We start from the raw sequence: 17,991 nt of genomic DNA, 5'->3' as shown, positions 1-17,991 counted from the left end.
AGCGCTTCCCCCGTTAGATAATTTCGTGAAAGGTTCTGTTAATGACATCGAGCTGCTGCTCTCTGGTCAGTTTGATGAAATTAACCGCATACCCCGACACTCGTATTGTAAGCTGCGGATACTGTTCCGGATGCTCCATTGCATCAAGCAAGGTTTCTTTGTCGAACACATTAATATTGAGATGATGGCCATCCTTCGCTGTATACCCGTCAAGAATCGCGGTCAGATTATGGACTCGATCTTCTTCGTTTTTCCCAAGGGCACCTGGAACAATCGAGAACGTATTCGATATGCCATCCAAAGCGTATTCATAGGGCAGCTTCGCCACGGAGGCCAATGAAGCAATAGCCCCCTTCTTATCTCTCCCGTGCATCGGGTTCGCACCTGGAGCGAATGGCTCACCCTGCTTCCTGCCATCCGGGGTGTTCCCGGTCAGCTTACCGTATACCACATTGGAGGTAATGGTCAGCACAGACATCGTGGTTCTGGCCTCCCTGTAGGTCGAATGTTTCTTCAGCTTGCGAAAAAACCGTTTGATGAGGTCAACAGCGATATCATCCGCGCGGTCATCGTTATTTCCGTAAGCGGGATATTCCCCTTCAACGATATAGTCAACGGCAATGCCGCTCTCGTCCCGAACGGGCCGAACGTTAGCATATTTAATGGCGCTGAGTGAATCGGTTACGACCGACAATCCGGCAATCCCTGTTGCCATCGTCCTCATCGTTTCCTGATCGTGAAGTGCCATCTCAATACGTTCATAACAGTATTTATCGTGCATGAAGTGGATTACATTCAAGGTGTTTATATAGAGCTCGGCAAGCCATTCCATCACATAGTCGAAAGCATCCATCACTTCGTCAAAATCCAGCTTGTCCGACAGAATCGGCCGCATTGGCGGGGTTACTTGCACCTTCATCTTTTCATCCACTCCGCCGTTAATCGCATACAGCAACGCTTTGGCCATATTCGCCCGGGCCCCAAAATACTGCATTTGCTTTCCAATCCGCATGGCCGAGACACAGCAGGCAATTCCGTAATCATCACCAAAATAAGTCCGCATCAAATCATCATTCTCATACTGAAGAGAGCTTGTCTGAATGGTCATACGTGCACAATATTCCTTGAACTTCTGCGGAAGCCGGGTGGACCAAAGTACGGTCAAGTTCGGTTCAGGCGATGGACCGAGCGTTTCAAGCGTATGCAGGATTCGAAAGGTGGTCTTTGTGACTAACGGACGACCGTCCAGACCGATACCTGCAAGCGATTCGGTCACCCAAGTGGGATCGCCGCTGAACAGCGAATTATATTCCGGTGTCCTCGCGAATTTCACCATACGGAGCTTCATGACAAAATGATCGACGAGCTCCTGAGCCTCTTGCTCCGTTAGCCTTTCCTCCTTCAGGTCACGCGTTACATAAATGTCCAGAAAAGTGGAGGTTCGACCAAGACTCATAGCCGCTCCATTCTGTTCCTTGATTACGGCCAAATACCCGAAGTACAGCCATTGGAAGGCTTCCTGCGCGGTCGTCGCCGGCTTGGAAATATCGAATCCATAGCTGGCCGCCATCTGCTGCAGCTCTGAAAGGGCGCGGAGCTGTTCTGTGATTTCCTCACGAGTCTGAATCACATCATCGGTCATGGTGCGGTCGTCGAAGAGGGAGAGCTCATTTTTTTTGCTTTTGACCAGAAAATCCGTGCCATATAATGCAACACGTCTGTAATCGCCGATAATACGTCCCCGGCCATACGCATCCGGAAGCCCGGTGATGATGCCGGCTTTTCGAGCGAGACTCATGGCAGGCGAATAGGCGTCAAATACCCCCTGATTGTGAGTTTTACGGTAAGTGGAGAAAATATGCTCGATTTCCGGATCCAGCTCGTAACCGTAAGATTCACAAGCATTTTTGGCCATTCGGATTCCGCCGTAGGGCTGAAGAGCGCGTTTGAAGGGTTCATCGGTTTGTAAACCGACGATTCGCTCAAGCTCCTTATTTAAATAGCCTGGTTCGTGTGAAGTAATGCTGGAAACCACCTTGGTATCCATATCTAGGACTCCGCCTTGGTCGCGTTCCTTCTTTGCGAGCTCCATGAACTGCTTCCAGAGCTGCTGCGTTGCTTCCGTGGGACCCTCCAGAAAAGACGGATCTCCTTCATACGGTTCGTAGTTGAGCTGGATAAACTGGCGGACATCGACCTCTTCCTGCCAGCTCCCTGATTTAAAACCTTCCCATGCCTGCATCGCTTCGTTTCCTCCTTTAACACCTTCGTCATGGTGATGGGATGTGCTTAGTATGATCAGTCTTGGCAAATATAAAGGAGGTAAAGGGGGTCGGAAACGGCAGTGATTGGGAACGGGGATAATTCAACGAAAGCAGGTAAAACTGTACTTGTTAATTAGGGACTTTATTTGATTTCACAACCTAATTTAAGCCACCACGAGTAGGCTGCCGGGGAGGGAAAAAACGATGGCTGTCACACAAAGCCAAACAGAAGGCAACGAAAGCAAAACAGAGAAGCAGCATACCGCACAGGATGAGGTCAATGAGCTGGTTACCCGTGCAAGGGCTGCGCAAGAAGCGTTCCTTTCCATGAATCAAGAACAGATTGACCGGATTGTGCAAGCGATGGCGCTCGCCGGACTGGACAAGCATATGCATCTTGCCAAGATGGCGGTTGAAGAAACCGGGCGCGGCGTGTACGAAGATAAAATCACGAAGAACCTTTTTGCATCAGAATACATTTATAACAGCATCAAAAATAATAAAACCGTCGGAATTATTGAAGAAAATCTTTATGAGAATTTCCAGCGGGTAGCCGAACCGGTTGGTATTATTGCCGGTGTTACGCCTGTAACCAATCCGACCTCCACAACGATATTTAAAACGCTGATTGCCACGAAGACGCGTAATCCCATCATTTTTGCTTTTCATCCGTCCGCGCAGAAATGCAGTTCGGAATCGGCAAAAACGCTGCTTGATTCGGCAGTAGCTGCAGGAGCGCCGGCACATTGCGTCCAGTGGATTGAGAATCCGTCACTAGAGGCGACGCAACTGCTCATGAATCATCCGGATGTAGCCCTAGTCCTCGCCACGGGCGGCTCAGCTATGGTAAAGGCCGCCTATAGTACAGGTAAGCCTGCGCTTGGCGTCGGACCAGGAAATGTACCGTGCTTTATCGAGAAAACGGCTGATCTGCGACAGGCGGTTACCGATCTTATTCTTTCCAAAACCTTCGATAATGGCATGATCTGTGCTTCCGAGCAGGCCGTTATCATCGAGGAACCGGTTTATGAACAGGTTCGCCAAATGATGACGGACAACGGTTGCTATTTTCTAGATAAGACGGAAACTGAAGCAGTATCGAATTTGGTAATTACCGGGGAGAGATGTGCCGTCAATGGGGCAATTGTCGGACAGCCCGCTTACAAAATTGCCGAGATGGCCGGTCTTCAGGTTCCTAAGGATACGAAAATTCTTGTAGCTGAATTAGGAGGTGTGGGAACGGACTTCCCGCTGTCCGCCGAGAAGCTAAGCCCCGTTCTGGCATGTTATAAGGTAACATCGGCTGAACAGGGGATTGATCGTGCAGCCGAAATCGTCGCCTTCGGCGGTTTGGGCCACTCCTCCGTCATTCACTCAAAGGACAATACGGTGATCGAGGCCTTCGCGGAAAGGTTACGGACCGGACGTGTGATTGTCAATTCTCCTTCGACACAGGGGGCTATCGGCGATATTTACAACACCAACTTACCATCACTTACCTTAGGCTGTGGATCCTACGGCAAAAACTCGACCACCTCCAATGTAACCGCGGTCAACCTAATCAACATCAAACGTGTCGCATACCGGAGAGTGAATATGCAGTGGTTCAAAATTCCGCCTAAGATCTACTTTGAAAAAGGGGCCACGCAGTATCTCGAGAAAATGCCTGCCATCTCCAAGGTGCTAATTGTTACCGACGAAATGATGGTGAAGCTTGGCTACGTGGAAAAAATCGAATATTACTTGAGAAAACGTGCGGAGCCTGTTTCTATTGAAATTTTTGCCGATGTCGAACCAGACCCGTCTGTAGAGACAGTTGAACGCGGGACTCAAATGATGAACAGCTTCAAGCCGGACTGCATCATTGCCCTGGGGGGCGGCTCACCAATGGATGCGGCGAAGGCGATGTGGCTGTTTTATGAATACCCGGATACGAGCTTCCATTCGCTGAAACAGAAGTTCCTGGATATCCGCAAACGGGTCTACAAATATCCGCGATTAGGCGTAAAAGCCCAATTCGTCGCTATCCCGACGACGTCAGGGACAGGCTCAGAGGTGACTTCGTTTGCGGTAATCACGGATAAAAAAGAAGGACATACCAAGTATCCGCTTGCGGATTACGAACTGACCCCGGACGTAGCGATTATTGATCCGGAGCTTGTCTATACTTTGCCGAAGACAGCGGTTGCGGATACCGGGATGGACGTGTTGACGCATGCCATTGAGGCTTATGTTTCCGTCATGGCCAGTGACTATACCGATGGTTTGGCGCTTCATGCCATCAAGCTTGTTTTTCAGTATCTGGAGCAATCATTTCATACGGCTGACCCGATTGCCCGTGAGAAAATGCATAATGCGTCAACGATCGCCGGAATGGCTTTCGCAAATGCCTTCCTTGGGATTAACCACAGCTTGGCGCACAAATGGGGCGGAGAATACCATACGGCACACGGCCGAACGAACGCGATTCTGATGCCGCATGTCATTCGGTATAATGCCCAGAAGCCGTCAAAATTCGCATCGTTCCCGAAATACCGTTATTTCATCGCCGATGAGCGTTATGCCGAAATCGCCAGAATGCTCGGACTCGCAGCCAGTACCACGGAAGAAGGGGTTAACAGCTTGATTACGGCTGTCCGCAAGCTAAACCAATCGCTCGGCATTCCGGAGAAATTTCAGGAGCTCGGCTTTGATCCAGCCGATTTTGAATCCAAGGTCGACTATCTGGCTGACCGCGCCTTCGAGGACCAATGCACAACAGCCAATCCCCGGATGCCCCTAGTCACAGAACTTGCGGATATTTACCGGAATGCGTTTTATGGGAGATTTTAACGAGTGCTTTGTGTTTCTGTCCTTCTGACAAAACCGCAAATTCCCGAGAAAAAAGGCTGCCTTTAAGGGCAGCCTTTGCTAGATCTAACGTTATTTTTGAACCGAGAGAAGGAATTTCTCCAGCGATGCTGTATCGGTAATGCTCTGATTGCAGTCATGGCTCTGCATACATACGTATTGACCGGTAGAATGATAATCACCCGGCGAAGAGTGTGCAGGCTTGCTCTTGACCACGAAGTATGCCAGTTCTTGCTGGCGGTTGCAGAATAAGCAATACCCCTTCTTGTGTGTCGGCGTCAGTCTTCCTTCGATACCGATGAACCGTCCTTCGAATGGATATACAATGAATAATCTGTTCGTGGTGATATCTACCCAGCTCAGATATGTTATAGATCTAAAGTCGATGGATGATAGATCAGGTATTTTCAACTTCTTATTCTTAGGGAAGAGTTTCTGAATCTGCTTGATTGTAATGGGCGGAAAGGAATCCAGATATGGCTCCAATTCGCTAATATATTTTTCGAATTCATCTGCCTTCTCGAAGACCGATACTTGCTCCAGCATCTGCTGCTGATTCTCTGTAAGAGAAGGGAAGGCTTCAATAATGTTCCGTGCAGCACGATATCTGACGGTCTCCAAGACTCTACGATCCGCAACGGTCCGCAGTGTATGCAGAACGAATTTCGTTTGCTTCTTAATAAAGTTATACTGATGGTTTCTAATAAATGGTGTACTCATGCTTTTCAGCTCCTTATTTATCATAAAAGATCATAAGGTGCAAAGCCCATTATTAGAAACGATAAATTCAGTTCGGGCGATCACATATCCATCCTATCGCACCTCACGCAAAGTATCGCCCCAGGTTAGGCTTTGCATGAGGACCCCCTAGCTAATGAACAATTGCGAATTGCCATCTGCATCACCCCCATATTTCCAAACAGTATATCAGAAAATCATGCAGGCGGGCAAACACCCCAAAAATTAAAAAGCCCATCTATAAAAATTTTTGAATTAAAATTTTATATATTCTGCAAATAAGGAAAGTATAATAATAGAGAAATGCATGAAGTCAAAACACATAGGAGGATATTATGGGCCGATTAGTTCATTTCGAAATTCATGTGGATGACATGGAACGTGCTAAGAAGTTTTATGGTGAAGTATTTGGATGGACCTTTGAGGATTGGAGCGAATATGCAGGAATGCCTTATTTCGGAGCTACTACAGGGGATGCAAATGAACTCGGTATCAATGGAGCTTTGATGCAACGTCAAGGTGCTTCTCCGGAGCCCGGACAGGCTGTGAATGGTTATGCTTGTACTATGGGAGTGGGCGACTACGATTCTACTGAAACCAAAATACTCGAACTTGGGGGCAAGCTTGCAATGCCAAAGTATGCGCTGCCTGGAATGGCATGGCAGGGCTATTACATGGACACAGAAGGAAATATTTTCGGCATTCATCAACCGGATGAGCACGCCAAATAGAGTGATGTAATCGCATAGACCAAAGCCCAGCTCACGAGCTGGGCTTTGTGGTGTATTGATTAATATTTGAAACAGTCCTTCCGAGAGGTCACGGCTTCAAATCCTGTATTTACAGTTTTGATGTCACCCGAGTAATAATCAAGAGTGGATCGTAAATGATCGAATTTATCTTCTTACTTGCAAAGTTCGAATTAGTACTGTATAGTTCTAGTCATGACAAAGGTAAAATTAATGAATCAAAAACGTGTGATTGAAGTAGCGGCAACATTATTTTTAGAAAAAGGATTTGCTTATACAAGCATGGATGAATTAGTGCGTGTAAGCAAAGTATCAAAATCTAATGTGTATTATCACTTCTCTGATAAGGAGGAATTGTTAGCAGGGGTCGTTGATTATTGGATTGAAACGTATCAGCGTGCAATTGATCAAATACTTTCTCAGAACCAATTATCAGTTGAAGATCGTGTCCAGATGTTTTTAAAGCAGTTATCGCAGGGAGTTCAGTCAAGAGAGTATAAGGGCAGCTGTCCATTTATTACTCTTTATATTCAAAGTCCTGCACAAGCTACGCACATAAAAGAAAAAATAGGTCTCTTTTTTACAGGATTACAAATGAAAGTCTCTCTATTACTAAAACAAGGAGTAGAAAAAGGCGAGTTTAGAAATACGATTCATATTGACGAGGTAGCGGCACTTTTTATAACGAATCTTGAAGGAGCGCTGTTTCTTTCAGAAACATTGAAGGATGCAACTGTTATCATGAAAACAGCCAACCAATTTTTCAACTTGCTTCGATAAGAGAAGCATTTTTTTTACACTAAATTAGTACTACGAAGTACTAAAAAGGAGAGCGAATGATATGAGGACAATATTTTTAACAGGTGGAACAGGTTTTATTGGGAGGCAATTAGTGGAGGAGCTTCTTAAAGAGGATGTTATGATTTTTCTTTTAGTGAGGTCAAAAAGTAAAGCAACACGTGCTTTTCAAGAAAAAGGTATTTTAAACGAAGCGGCCCTGCACTTTATTGAAGGTGATTTGACAAAAACAGATTTAGGTTTAAGTGATGAAGATAAGGATAGGGTATCGAACACGGATGTTATTATTCACGCAGGTGGACAAATGGATATTCAAGCGACAAAGCAAGAGGCAACATCTGTATTTTTAAACGGCGCCAAGCATATCAGTGAATTCGCTAAAAGTATCCATCAATTGAAGGGCTTGCAGCAATTTATTCATGTAGTAGGATATATGTCCCCCTTTGATGATAATAATAGCAAGGTTGCGATTGATGTGTTTAAAGAAGGGCACGACTATTTAAAAATAAAAAATCCTTATGAAAAAACAAAATTTTTAGCAGATCTTTATATTCGCCAGCAGGCATCCGCAATAGGCTATCCGCTTTCTGTGATTAATCCACCAACTGTAGTCGGCAGCAGTAAAACAGGGAGTACGGAGCAAACAGCAGGCTTAGGCTTGCTTGTGGCGAGTATGCGAAGAGGGCTGATGCCATTTATTCCTGGAGGCAAGGGGTATAAATTACCGCTTATTTCAAACGATGAGCTAGCGAAGTTTATTGTTCAGGTTTTTAAGCTGGAGCAATCGTCTATTCAAACATATACACTTGTTCAAGACAACCAGCTTGATCCGGATATATCTGAATTATTAGAAGTTATGTCAGAAAGTATGAATATGGCAGCACCTAAAATCTCTGTGCCCATTCGCTTCGTGAAGGCACTTATGAAAAGTGGGATAAGTAAAATAACACAAATTCCATCTGATGGACTGAACTTTATTACAAATAGAAAGTTTCCAAATGATTCATCGAAAAAAATCATGGGAGAAGATTGGTTTACCAAGACGAGTGTTATGAATTTTTTCCCGGCCGTAGTAGCGGATTTGGATTATCGCTTGATGTATCAAAATGACCGGCATAATCATGCATTTGAACGAACATTAATCGGAAACACTGTGATTTATCAAATACAAGGAGAGGGTAAGCCATTTATTTTATTACACGGTTTGTTGAGTGATGGAGAGGATTTATTTCCTTTAGGACTAGAGCTTCATGAAAAAACTGGGCAACCTGTATGGATTCCAGACCTTCCAGGTTTAGGACGTTCCCCTTTTAAACGAGAGAAAAATCTTCTGGATCTCTATTTGAATGTAGTGAATGGGTTATTAGGAAAAGCTACTAATGGCGCACATTGGATTGGTCATTCCTTCGGAGCGGTCATTCTGCTGGAAGCGTTAGTGCGAGAGTATATAGATACGAAGAATACTATTACTTTACTTCAGCCACCTGTTGCGAAAAAAAATTCTAAATCGTTTAATGCTCCTCAATTTATGAACAAATGGGCATTGAAGTTAGCAACTGCTAATTCATTAGAACGTTATTTAATTGGTAATGGTCTGTTTGAAAATACGGAGAGCATTCCGAAACATTATATTGCAAAAGTACTCAGCAGCTTTACTTCGCCTAGAATTTTAAATACAACTCTTCAGCTCAACCGTTTTCTATCGAAAGACTTTCCGGGTGATTTCACCAAAGTACCAAGGTATAATCTTCATATTATTTGGGGAGATCAAGATAGACGCTATTCTGCTCCATTACATCTTGGTAAGGTTGATGTTGTTCCATATGGTCATCATTTTCCTCTTAACCATCCAAGGGAAACGGCTTCCTATATACTATGAAATTAATATGATATTTTCAAAATGGACCGGTCGGCATTTAAATTAGAGGAGTTGTCTAGTATGCTCATTTCAGTTCAACATATTCGGCATGCTACATCAATTCTAACCATACACGGTAAACGTATACTGATTGATCCGATGTTGAGTGATGTCGGCGAACTTTCGCCTGTGCCTTTAACTCGAAATTATCGTAGAAACCCATTAACCCCATTGCCTGTTCCACTCCACGTTTTTGAGGATGTGGATGCCATTCTGTTAACACATCGCCACTTTGATCATTGGGATAAAAAGGCCATTTCCGTTCTCAATAAAAATACACCTGTATTTTGTCAGCCCAGAGACCAAGCTTCCGTGCAATCTGCTGGGTTCTTGAGAGTAATACCGGTCAATAATTCTTTTGAGTGGGAAGGTATTCAGATGAAAAGAATTGCGGGGCAGCATGCTCCGGGGCTTTCTGGCAGGTTACTCGGGCCGGTTTCCGGTTTTATCTTGAATACAATGGAAGAAGGTTCTATTTATATCGTTGGTGACTGTATTTATACGCCTGCTATTGAAGCGGCCTTTCGTAAGTACAGTCCGGATATTGCTATTTTGAATACAGGGGAGGCGGAGATGATATGGGGAACCGTTATCACCATGGCACGTGAAGATATCGCTCGCATAGCCCGATTGTCACCGGAGGACCAAGCTTCTGGCCGTACATCTGAGTACCATCAACCACTGTAAATTGAGCCGAAACCAGCTTACCAAGTTTCTGAAGGAACAACACCTGGAGGGTTCCGTTTGGGTTCCTGAAGACGGCGAGGTCGTTTCTTTTTGAATCTCCTTTCCTTTTTGAGCATATACGCCGTGAGGTGAGAAGGTCAGCGATATGTATAAGGGTAAGGATCATGTAGATGTAATACTAAAGATTAAGACGGAAGAAAAGCAAGATCCACAACCTCTCGCGGTTGTGGATTTACATGGTGGCGGCGAGGGGAGTCGAACCCCTGTCCGAAGATAACGGCACATAAGTTTCTACGAGTGCAGTCACAGTTTTGATGTCACCCGAGTATCGCCCCGTAACCGGCTATACGTTGGGTCAGCCTGATTATCTTCTTCTGTTGACCCCAGGCGAAGACCAGACAGCGTATCCCACTACTTGTTAGTTAGCCCCTATCCCTGTCACATGGGCGATGCAGGATAGAAGCACGCACACAGGTTATTAAGCTGCGAAAGCGTAGTTGTTTTGTTGTTTGCCGTTTAATAGGCTTTAGTGTTGATGAATCTTGTATGGTCAACAGCACCACATGTTAAGGATTTAACGACTTTATTTCACTTTCACTAAGCCCTGTCGCCTTAGCTACAGCTACATAATCCATTCCCATTGCCAGTAAATTGCGAGCTACTTCTCTCTTCCCTTTGTTTACGCCTTCAGCAATACCCGCAGACTTCGCCCCTTCAACCATAGATGCTTCATCATGCAAATATTTCTGTCTGGCCTCATACAATCGTCTGGCATCCGAATCCTGACTCAAATATTGCAAAGTATCCATCGCCTTTTCCAAACCCGGCTCATTCATCTTCAGCACCTCCCATTGTGATGTATCGGCACCCTTTAAGAACAATAGCCAATTAATCAGCCCGCCCTCAGACGGAACACTTCGATCATCCAGTTTCGGCAATTCCAAGAAATGCACTTCAATATCGTCAATCAAAGGTATCCCTGTCCGGTCTTCCCGCAGATGGAATACGTTATGATATTGCTCATTCTTTAAGAACCTATAGTTTAAAATGTTAATCGTCACGCATTTCTTCAACTCGGGATATTTGTCTCCCTCGCTGAGTTGACTTGCATATCGTTTGCTCCAATAAAAAAGCGTTCTCTTCTCTATGTCGTACTTATTAAATAGTTGCATCTCTATATCAATCAGTTTGCCTTCAGAGGTCTTGGCGTAAACATCAAAAATGGATTGTTTATCGAGCGGATCGTCTTTGTCCGTATAAGGGTTCATCAGGATAATCTCGGTCAACGGCGGCTCGCCAGCTTCCGTGAAAATGCGGTTAAGAAACGCCAGCAGCACATCCTTATTGTTCTCGCTGCCAAATATCCGTTTGAATACAAAATCTACCCGTGGGTCCAGTAAATCCATCGGCATCAGCTCCATTCATTATTATTATATCATTTTTCAAAGCTTCTGAACCTTGCAAAGATGCGTAAAACCGCTCAGATTGAATCAGGTTGTCGTTTGAAATATTTTAGGTACAGATGTGCAGAGTAGGCAAAAACCGCCTGTCTCTGTATAGCCTCAGTGAAACTCACTGTATCGCAAGTCTCAGATACCGCCTAGTGGCAAGCTTTTTAACCACCACGTATAGTCTAAAACAACCGCTGAAATGAAAAAAGACACCCATAATAGTGTCTTCACTGATACTCCATATGGAGCCGAGAGGTGGACATGCAGAGCCACAATTCGGCGGGGGTTGCTGTTATTTGGCTGTAATACTCTCCCTCTGAACACAACCCTCATGCTTACGAAGGGAAGTCCATAAATTTCTGTTATGTTCATCTTGGTCCTCTGATACCCACATAACGTTCTCGTGCCACAACCTCAGGACGGGAAGTGTCAAAAAACAATACTCGCGATGTGGATCTTCCTTGTGCAGTTCACTGTACCGCTTCAACGCTTGGTAGAATCCTCGTAAGAATCGATCACGGACATCTCTTCAATAAAACGATGGCCTTCCTTAGAATAAGCCTTGGAAAACGCTCCTGAACTTCATCCCATCGCATCTTGGACACCTCCGGTTAAAGAATTACTGTGTAAGCGTTCAATTGCACAAATCGTCACTCCCCTATAGGCTTCTGCATATGATGGAGAAAATGAATGAATCTAAAATGGAGGTCACGACGATGAGCTTGCAAATGCAGGGGCAACAAGAACAAACACTGTTTCGAATGGATCCGACTACTAGGCATAACTTAAATTCCATTCAAGACCATGTAACAAATATATGTAAAAGCCATGTTAATACACTTGTTCGGGTGGAGACAGCAGATGGCGATGTTTTTGAAGGGATACTTATCCAATGCGAAAGGGGAATTGTATACTTAAGACTATCAAGCAATGTGACTAGTCGAGGCTTTTTTCCTGGTTTCCAGAATGATGTAGTTCTACCCCTGGTGCTGTTCAATTTACTCGCCATTTCATTAATATAGGCCTGACCCGAGCCTAATTCTCTAATTAAGGAGTGAAATCTTATGGCATTTACACCGCCTCAAGGACCACAAGGAATACAGCAGTCACCATCCTCCCCTCCTCCACAATTCACACCACCGCAACCCGCTGCTACAACGTTCGCCATCGACCCTGGAGCTATTGCCGGTTGTTTATTCCGCAACACATATGTGTGGCTGAGAAATGGGAACGCATTCTGGTTCTTCCCAACCTTTGTAGGGCGTACATCCGTTGCAGGTTTTAGATGGACCGGCCGAATGTGGGTGTTTACTGGAGTCGATTTAAGAAGCATCGTGTCATTTACATGTTTTTAGAAAAAAATAGCAGCCCAGCGCCTTACCGGTGCTGGGCTGTTGTTTTCTAAAAAAAGAAAAGCGGGTTGAAGGCTTTGTCAAGCTTCCAACTTCCAGCCAAGCTGATCTTATCCAGCATAAGCGGCATCCTCTCATGATCCGTGTTTTAGCTATATCGTATTTTTAACACGTGTTCACCAATATATCATCACAAGCTCAATATCCACCCTTTACAAATATTAGGTTCCAGATTAGTAAAAACTATATTATTATTAAATTGGGGTGGGATACTTCATCTTTTTGTGAACGCGCGTCTATTGTCCTGCCCTCATCCACTTTCTAGGAGGAATGGTCATGCAATACGGCTACTTTGACGAGAAGAACAAGGAGTATCTCATTACGAAGCCGAACACGCCTGCCCCTTGGGCCAACTACCTCGGCTCGCCGGAGTACGGCGCCATCATCTCGGGCAACGCAGGAGGGTACAGCTTTGTAAAGTCCGGCGCGAACGGACGGCATATCCGCTATCATTTCAATTCCAAAGATGAGCCGGGGCGCTATATTTATGTGCGGGACTTGGAGAACGGGGATTATTGGTCAGGCTCCTGGCAGCCGGTAGGCAAGGACTTGGATCAATACAAATCCGTATGCCATCATGGAACCGGATACACGAATATCGTTGCGGATTATGACAGTATTCGGACGGAAACCTTGTATTATGTACCGCTGAACAAAACCTATGAGGTATGGCGCCTGAAGGTCCGCAATGATGGCTCCAAGGCCCGGAAGCTGGCACTCTTCGGATTTGTCGAATTCACCAACGATAACAATTACGAACAGGATACCGTTAACCTTCAATACACTTTGTTCATTTCACGGACCTATTATAACAATAATAAGATACTGCAAGTGATCAACGAAAACACACCTGAGGGACAAAGCTGGAGATTCTTCGGAGCTGCAGGTGCGGAAGTAACCGCCTACGATGGCGACCGGGATACATTTCTCGGCGATTACCGCAGTTACGGCAACCCGTCCTCCGTGGAAAAGGGCCAATGTACCAATTCGCTGAACTATAACACTAATTCTTGCGGTGCTCTGCAGATCAACGTAGATTTGCAGCCGGGAGAAGAGAAGGAAATTGTATATCTCCTCGGACAGTATGACGAGAAAGGCGCGTCCGAAATTCTTAGCCATTATAAAGATTTGTCCGTTGTGGACAAGGAGCTCGAAGAGCTGAAGACATTCTGGCACAGCAAGCTTAACCGTTTTCAAGTCCAGACGCCAAGCGACAATCTCAACAACATGATCAACACCTGGAACGCATACCAATGCTTCATCACCTTCATCTGGTCCCGTGCCGCTTCCTTCCAATACTGCGGCCTGCGCAATGGACTAGGCTACCGGGATACCGTGCAGGATATTCAGGGCATCATTCATCTTGATCATGAGATGGCACTCGAGCGTCTGCGGCTGATGATCTCAGCCCAGGTCTCCAACGGCGGCGGTCTGCCGCTCGTAAAATTCAACCATAACCCTGGACATGAGGGCACGCCCGACGATCCGGAATACGTGCGTGAGACCGGTCATCCTCATTATCGTGCCGACGATGCCTTATGGCTATTCCCGACCGTCATCAAGTATTTGAATGAAAGCGGTAACTGGGACTTCACGGATGAAGTGATTCCCTATTCAGATCAAGGCGAAGCCACGGTTTACGAGCATCTGCGCCAAGCCCTTCAATTCAGCCTGGACCATATGGGTGCCCACGGTATGCCTGTAGGTCTTCATGCTGACTGGAACGATTGTCTGCGTCTTGGAGCTAAGGGAGAGTCGCTATTCGTCGCCTTCCAGCTATACATGGCCTTTAAAGTATTCATTGAAATCGCACAGAACAAGAACAAGCCTGGCGATGCAGAGTGGGCGCAAGGTCTTCTTGATGAGTTGGACGGAAACATTCAGAAGTATGCTTGGGAGAATGATCAATTTGTCCGCGGCTTTACAGAGGATAACCATACTATCGGCTCCTGGGAGAACGATGAGGCAAAAATCTGGCTGAATCCGCAAAGCTGGTCCGTACTAAGCGGTGCCGCCCGCCCGGATCAGGCGAAGCTCGCTATGGACAAAGTACACGAGAATCTGCGGACGGATTACGGCACCATGTTATTTTATCCACCGTTCCGGAAGTATGGTTTACCTGTAGCACTAATGGCCTTGTTCAATGCCTCTACCAAAGAGAACGCCGGCATCTTCAGCCAGCCGCAGGGATGGCTCATCCTGGCGGAGGCCACAATAGGCAACGGTAACCGCGCGTTCGAATACTTCCTGAATTGCAGCCCGGCCAGCATGAACGATAAGGCAGAAATCCGTAAGCTTGAGCCTTATGTCCATGGCCAGTTCGTCGAGTCCAAGGACAGCCCGTATCAAGGCCGTGCGCATGTCCACTGGCTCACCGGCACCGCCTCAACAGTGATGGTCTCCTTAGTGGAAGGCATCATGGGTGTTCAGCCGCAAATTGATGGACTTCGTATCAACCCGTGCGTTCCTTCTGACTGGAAGGAGTTCTCCATGGTGCGCGAATTCCGCGGCAAAAAGCTGAATATCCAGGTGGACAATAAGCACGGCGTAGAAAAAGGAGTCTCCCATATCATCATTAACGGCGAAGAAATTCAAGGCAATCTGATCCCCGTTGGCATAATGGGAGAAGAGAATGATGTGCGGGTTATAATGGGGTAAGTATATTAATTCAATCTTCTTGATAAACCACCACAGAAAAGAGCACCCCTCCTGTTCCTAGGGTGCTCTTTTCTACGAGTGTAGTTACAGTTCGGATGTCACCCTCAGAGACCTACATGTTATCTTTCCTCAGAATGTTTTTTCAAAATATGAGCTATCATCTCTAACGAATGCAAACCTTTTGCAATATCCACTATAAATTCCACTGCATATTCACGTTCCATTCGTAGATGGTACCCGCTCAACATTAAGAATGACTTTGTAACCAGAAAGGCTGTGCGCTTATTGCCATTATGAAAGCAATGGTTCTCTACCAAAGATTCTAGTAGTGCTGAGGCCTTGTCAAATAAAGTTGGATAAGCATCCTCTCCAAAAACACTTTGCTGTGGCCTATGTACCGCAGATTCCAGCAGGCCGTGATCTTTAACACCCGCTTGATCTGCGTCGTTCATTCTTTTCATCATGAAGTAGTGTGCTGAAACTACCTCTTCTTTGGTAAGAAAGTTGATCATATCATCGATCCCTTAAGTCCTCAAGAATACCCGAATCTTCTTCAAATACATCAAAGAACACTTCAAGTACTTCTGGTCTTACATGATCGGGAAGTTGGACTTGCCGGGCTTTTTTTATCACCACTTCACCGCGATCATTCTCAACAAATTCGATTTCATCCCCTTGCGAAACATTCAGCTTAGCAGCCAAGTTTTTAGGCAAGCTTACTCCCAAGCTATTGCCCATTCGTCCTATTTTACGGAAATAACGGTTCACATTCGATTTATCATTCGTCACTTTGACCACACCATTCATTTGATCTCTTCCTCCTATAGTATGATCTTTACACAAAAAGTTATAACGTAATAACAATTATAACGTATGTATATTTTATCAACTTTCTCTACAAACTTAAAGGTAGTACAAGACCAAAAAGCCAACCCATCCGCTAATCGGTAAACCAGTCTGATTCTCTTCTTCCGCACACTAGAGTTGGGCCCCTTCCCAATTCATTAAACACATGCATACTTTGTTGGAAAATTTATCTCCCATATATTTAGCTAAGATGATCCTTTCTTCGCTCGATATTCGGTTATGATCCAAAAATTCCAGAAACATTGTATAATCCTTCATTTCAATTTTGGGGAGTGGATATCCTTTTTGCAATCTGAATAGTTTCTGGAGTTTATTCCAAAGATTTTGTGCACCTTTCTGTTCAAAACTTATTTTTGCCTCTTCTTCCATCCGCCTTGCCAGTTGTTGGTTATATTTTTTTATGGCAACTGCTGAAAAAGCAGGTCGTCATCTATTTCAGAAAGAACCTCAATATAACATTCAAAACAAATTCTCTGATCATATCTTCGTACTTTTCCTCAAAACTATTATGTAAAAAACCGATACCGCTTGTATAGCTAGCTGTAGATTGACCTGTACACTCATCAAAAAAGTCTTCAACACTATAATAATCATCAATTGAAAATGATTCATTTGTCCGAATCAGCATGCCCGAACAATCCCATGGAGGATCGTAGCTGTGAGTGATCTTATATTTAGGTGCAAACATGAAGTCATATGCCAACTCTTCTGCTAAATTAGCCAATAATACTGGATACTTTGCATCAACCCTATTCCTTATTTGTTCCGAGATACTTTCCATTGAATGTTTCAATATTCTCCCCCTCCACAACAAAAAAAACCATGCTTAATAAAAAGTTAGGCACGGTTCTTCCGTAGAAAAAATATATTCATTTGTTAGATAATACCATGTTTACAATATGAGCTCAGTGCGATTTCCGGCTGGATCATAAATAATCTCGAATTTTTGCCCAGTAGCATCTTCACGTATCCGCTTGCCGTCTAACCGTTGCAATTCTTCCCTTTGGGGAAGCATTAGTACAATCCTTACGGTTAAATAATTCGTCCGTATACGCTACTCAAGGTCTTCTTCATCCATATGTCCTAAATAGTCATTATACAAATCCATCATATCAAATCCAAAGCCCCAGCCAATATCCTGACTGCTCTGCATCAACTCGTTGCATCGGTCTACAAATTTCTCTTCTAATTGATTGTCTACAATATGCTTTAAAGCTTGTTCATATATGCTCGCTATAGTATGGTAGAATTTTTGATCAATGTCTCCATATGAAAGCGTGAAGTCCACTCCACATTCCACTGTAAAAACCATTATTTCTGCAATTTGCTCCTTGTTGTTTGAAACATTACTAAAGTCCTTTATAGCTTTCTTCATAATCGGGTATCGCAAAATCTCTCCCCTGTGGTGGCCAAATTCCTTCTCAATAATTTTCTTGTACTTGCCTAAGACCTCACCTTGATCAGGAAATAACACTGAAAAATAATGTTCTTGAATGATCGGGTATTTCTTGGCCAAATTCAAGATTTCAGCCTCAAGTTCTTCCTTCGTAAGATTGACCAAATGGTTTTTAATGGTTGAGTTTCTTAGTTTCAGCATTA

The 17,991-nt window shown here is 44.7% G+C and carries 14 protein-coding genes and 1 other RNA gene; 7 read left to right on the top strand and 8 right to left on the bottom strand.

The window, feature by feature from the left end; all coding sequences use genetic code 11:
• Positions 1–13: 13 nt before the first annotated feature.
• The gene (gene pflB, locus ACX1DY_RS26270; RefSeq protein WP_458967132.1) at positions 14–2,242 is read right to left on the bottom strand and encodes a formate C-acetyltransferase; all 2,229 of its coding nucleotides are present in this window, start codon (positions 2,240–2,242) and stop codon (positions 14–16) included.
• A 226-nt stretch (positions 2,243–2,468) separates the two neighbouring features.
• Between pflB and adhE the strand changes: the two genes are divergently transcribed.
• The gene (gene adhE / locus ACX1DY_RS26265) at positions 2,469–5,096 is read left to right on the top strand and encodes a bifunctional acetaldehyde-CoA/alcohol dehydrogenase (RefSeq protein ID WP_458967131.1); all 2,628 of its coding nucleotides are present in this window, start codon (positions 2,469–2,471) and stop codon (positions 5,094–5,096) included.
• A 90-nt stretch (positions 5,097–5,186) separates the two neighbouring features.
• On the opposite strand, the gene ACX1DY_RS26260 is transcribed toward adhE, so the two are convergent.
• Positions 5,187–5,834, bottom strand: a complete 648-nt coding sequence (locus ACX1DY_RS26260) for a FusB/FusC family EF-G-binding protein (protein ID WP_458967130.1) — start codon at positions 5,832–5,834, stop codon at positions 5,187–5,189.
• A 353-nt stretch (positions 5,835–6,187) separates the two neighbouring features.
• Between ACX1DY_RS26260 and ACX1DY_RS26255 the strand changes: the two genes are divergently transcribed.
• The 4 genes from ACX1DY_RS26255 (at position 6,188) to ACX1DY_RS26240 (ending at position 10,004) form a co-directional block, all read left to right on the top strand.
• The gene (locus ACX1DY_RS26255) at positions 6,188–6,583 is read left to right on the top strand and encodes a VOC family protein (RefSeq protein WP_458967129.1); all 396 of its coding nucleotides are present in this window, start codon (positions 6,188–6,190) and stop codon (positions 6,581–6,583) included.
• Between the two features lie 231 nt (positions 6,584–6,814).
• On the top strand, positions 6,815–7,381 hold the full coding sequence (locus ACX1DY_RS26250) for a TetR/AcrR family transcriptional regulator (RefSeq protein WP_458967128.1): 567 nt from the start codon (positions 6,815–6,817) through the stop codon (positions 7,379–7,381).
• 61 nt (positions 7,382–7,442) lie between these two features.
• Entirely contained in the window at positions 7,443–9,278 is a 1,836-nt protein-coding gene (locus ACX1DY_RS26245; RefSeq protein ID WP_458967127.1) for an alpha/beta fold hydrolase, read from the top strand.
• A 60-nt stretch (positions 9,279–9,338) separates the two neighbouring features.
• Positions 9,339–10,004: an MBL fold metallo-hydrolase gene (locus ACX1DY_RS26240; protein WP_458967126.1), complete on the top strand. Its 666-nt coding sequence runs from the start codon at positions 9,339–9,341 to the stop codon at positions 10,002–10,004.
• A 237-nt stretch (positions 10,005–10,241) separates the two neighbouring features.
• Here ACX1DY_RS26240 and ssrA read toward each other — a convergent pair.
• Together ssrA and ACX1DY_RS26230 are read right to left on the bottom strand one after the other, a co-directional pair.
• Positions 10,242–10,616: a transfer-messenger RNA gene (gene ssrA, locus ACX1DY_RS26235) on the bottom strand.
• Positions 10,571–11,410, bottom strand: a complete 840-nt coding sequence (locus ACX1DY_RS26230) for an Rpn family recombination-promoting nuclease/putative transposase (RefSeq protein ID WP_458967125.1) — start codon at positions 11,408–11,410, stop codon at positions 10,571–10,573. Before ACX1DY_RS26230 ends, ssrA begins: the two co-directional genes overlap by 46 nt.
• A gap of 761 nt (positions 11,411–12,171) precedes the next feature.
• Between ACX1DY_RS26230 and ACX1DY_RS26225 the strand changes: the two genes are divergently transcribed.
• Positions 12,172–12,477, top strand: a complete 306-nt coding sequence (locus ACX1DY_RS26225) for a hypothetical protein (RefSeq protein ID WP_458967124.1) — start codon at positions 12,172–12,174, stop codon at positions 12,475–12,477.
• A 666-nt stretch (positions 12,478–13,143) separates the two neighbouring features.
• Positions 13,144–15,525, top strand: a complete 2,382-nt coding sequence (locus tag ACX1DY_RS26220) for a GH36-type glycosyl hydrolase domain-containing protein (RefSeq protein WP_458967123.1) — start codon at positions 13,144–13,146, stop codon at positions 15,523–15,525.
• A gap of 119 nt (positions 15,526–15,644) precedes the next feature.
• On the opposite strand, the gene ACX1DY_RS26215 is transcribed toward ACX1DY_RS26220, so the two are convergent.
• The 4 genes from ACX1DY_RS26215 to ACX1DY_RS26200 form a co-directional block, all read right to left on the bottom strand.
• The gene (locus ACX1DY_RS26215) at positions 15,645–16,037 is read right to left on the bottom strand and encodes a type II toxin-antitoxin system death-on-curing family toxin (RefSeq protein ID WP_458967122.1); all 393 of its coding nucleotides are present in this window, start codon (positions 16,035–16,037) and stop codon (positions 15,645–15,647) included.
• A gap of 1 nt (position 16,038) precedes the next feature.
• Positions 16,039–16,332, bottom strand: coding sequence for an AbrB/MazE/SpoVT family DNA-binding domain-containing protein (locus ACX1DY_RS26210; RefSeq protein WP_458967121.1), 294 nt, complete (start codon positions 16,330–16,332; stop codon positions 16,039–16,041).
• Between the two features lie 490 nt (positions 16,333–16,822).
• Complete coding sequence (locus ACX1DY_RS26205; RefSeq protein ID WP_458967120.1) at positions 16,823–17,185, bottom strand: hypothetical protein; 363 nt, start codon at positions 17,183–17,185, stop codon at positions 16,823–16,825.
• Positions 17,186–17,446: 261 nt separating this feature from the next.
• The gene (locus tag ACX1DY_RS26200) at positions 17,447–17,989 is read right to left on the bottom strand and encodes a DUF6155 family protein (protein ID WP_458967119.1); all 543 of its coding nucleotides are present in this window, start codon (positions 17,987–17,989) and stop codon (positions 17,447–17,449) included.
• Between the last annotated feature and the right edge of the window lie 2 nt (positions 17,990–17,991).

The organism is Paenibacillus sp. BAC0078 (assembly GCF_054483875.1).
Note: the sequence above shows the minus strand (reverse complement) of the source record. Positions and strands in the feature narration are given on the sequence as shown.

Bases quoted from the DNA above. Each gene is read 5' to 3' on its own strand.
- ACX1DY_RS26200 (WP_458967119.1), bottom strand. From the start codon at position 17,989: ATGCTGAAACTAAGAAACTCAACCATTAAAAACCATTTGGTCAATCTT.
- ACX1DY_RS26220 (WP_458967123.1), top strand. From the start codon at position 13,144: ATGCAATACGGCTACTTTGACGAGAAGAACAAGGAGTATCTCATTACG.
- ACX1DY_RS26240 (WP_458967126.1), top strand. From the start codon at position 9,339: ATGCTCATTTCAGTTCAACATATTCGGCATGCTACATCAATTCTAACC.
- ACX1DY_RS26250 (WP_458967128.1), top strand. From the start codon at position 6,815: ATGAATCAAAAACGTGTGATTGAAGTAGCGGCAACATTATTTTTAGAA.
- ACX1DY_RS26230 (WP_458967125.1), bottom strand. From the start codon at position 11,410: ATGGATTTACTGGACCCACGGGTAGATTTTGTATTCAAACGGATATTT.
- pflB (WP_458967132.1), bottom strand. From the start codon at position 2,242: ATGCAGGCATGGGAAGGTTTTAAATCAGGGAGCTGGCAGGAAGAGGTC.
- ACX1DY_RS26260 (WP_458967130.1), bottom strand. From the start codon at position 5,834: ATGAGTACACCATTTATTAGAAACCATCAGTATAACTTTATTAAGAAG.
- adhE (WP_458967131.1), top strand. From the start codon at position 2,469: ATGGCTGTCACACAAAGCCAAACAGAAGGCAACGAAAGCAAAACAGAG.
- ACX1DY_RS26210 (WP_458967121.1), bottom strand. From the start codon at position 16,332: ATGAATGGTGTGGTCAAAGTGACGAATGATAAATCGAATGTGAACCGT.
- ACX1DY_RS26215 (WP_458967122.1), bottom strand. From the start codon at position 16,037: ATGATCAACTTTCTTACCAAAGAAGAGGTAGTTTCAGCACACTACTTC.
- ACX1DY_RS26255 (WP_458967129.1), top strand. From the start codon at position 6,188: ATGGGCCGATTAGTTCATTTCGAAATTCATGTGGATGACATGGAACGT.
- ACX1DY_RS26225 (WP_458967124.1), top strand. From the start codon at position 12,172: ATGAGCTTGCAAATGCAGGGGCAACAAGAACAAACACTGTTTCGAATG.
- ACX1DY_RS26245 (WP_458967127.1), top strand. From the start codon at position 7,443: ATGAGGACAATATTTTTAACAGGTGGAACAGGTTTTATTGGGAGGCAA.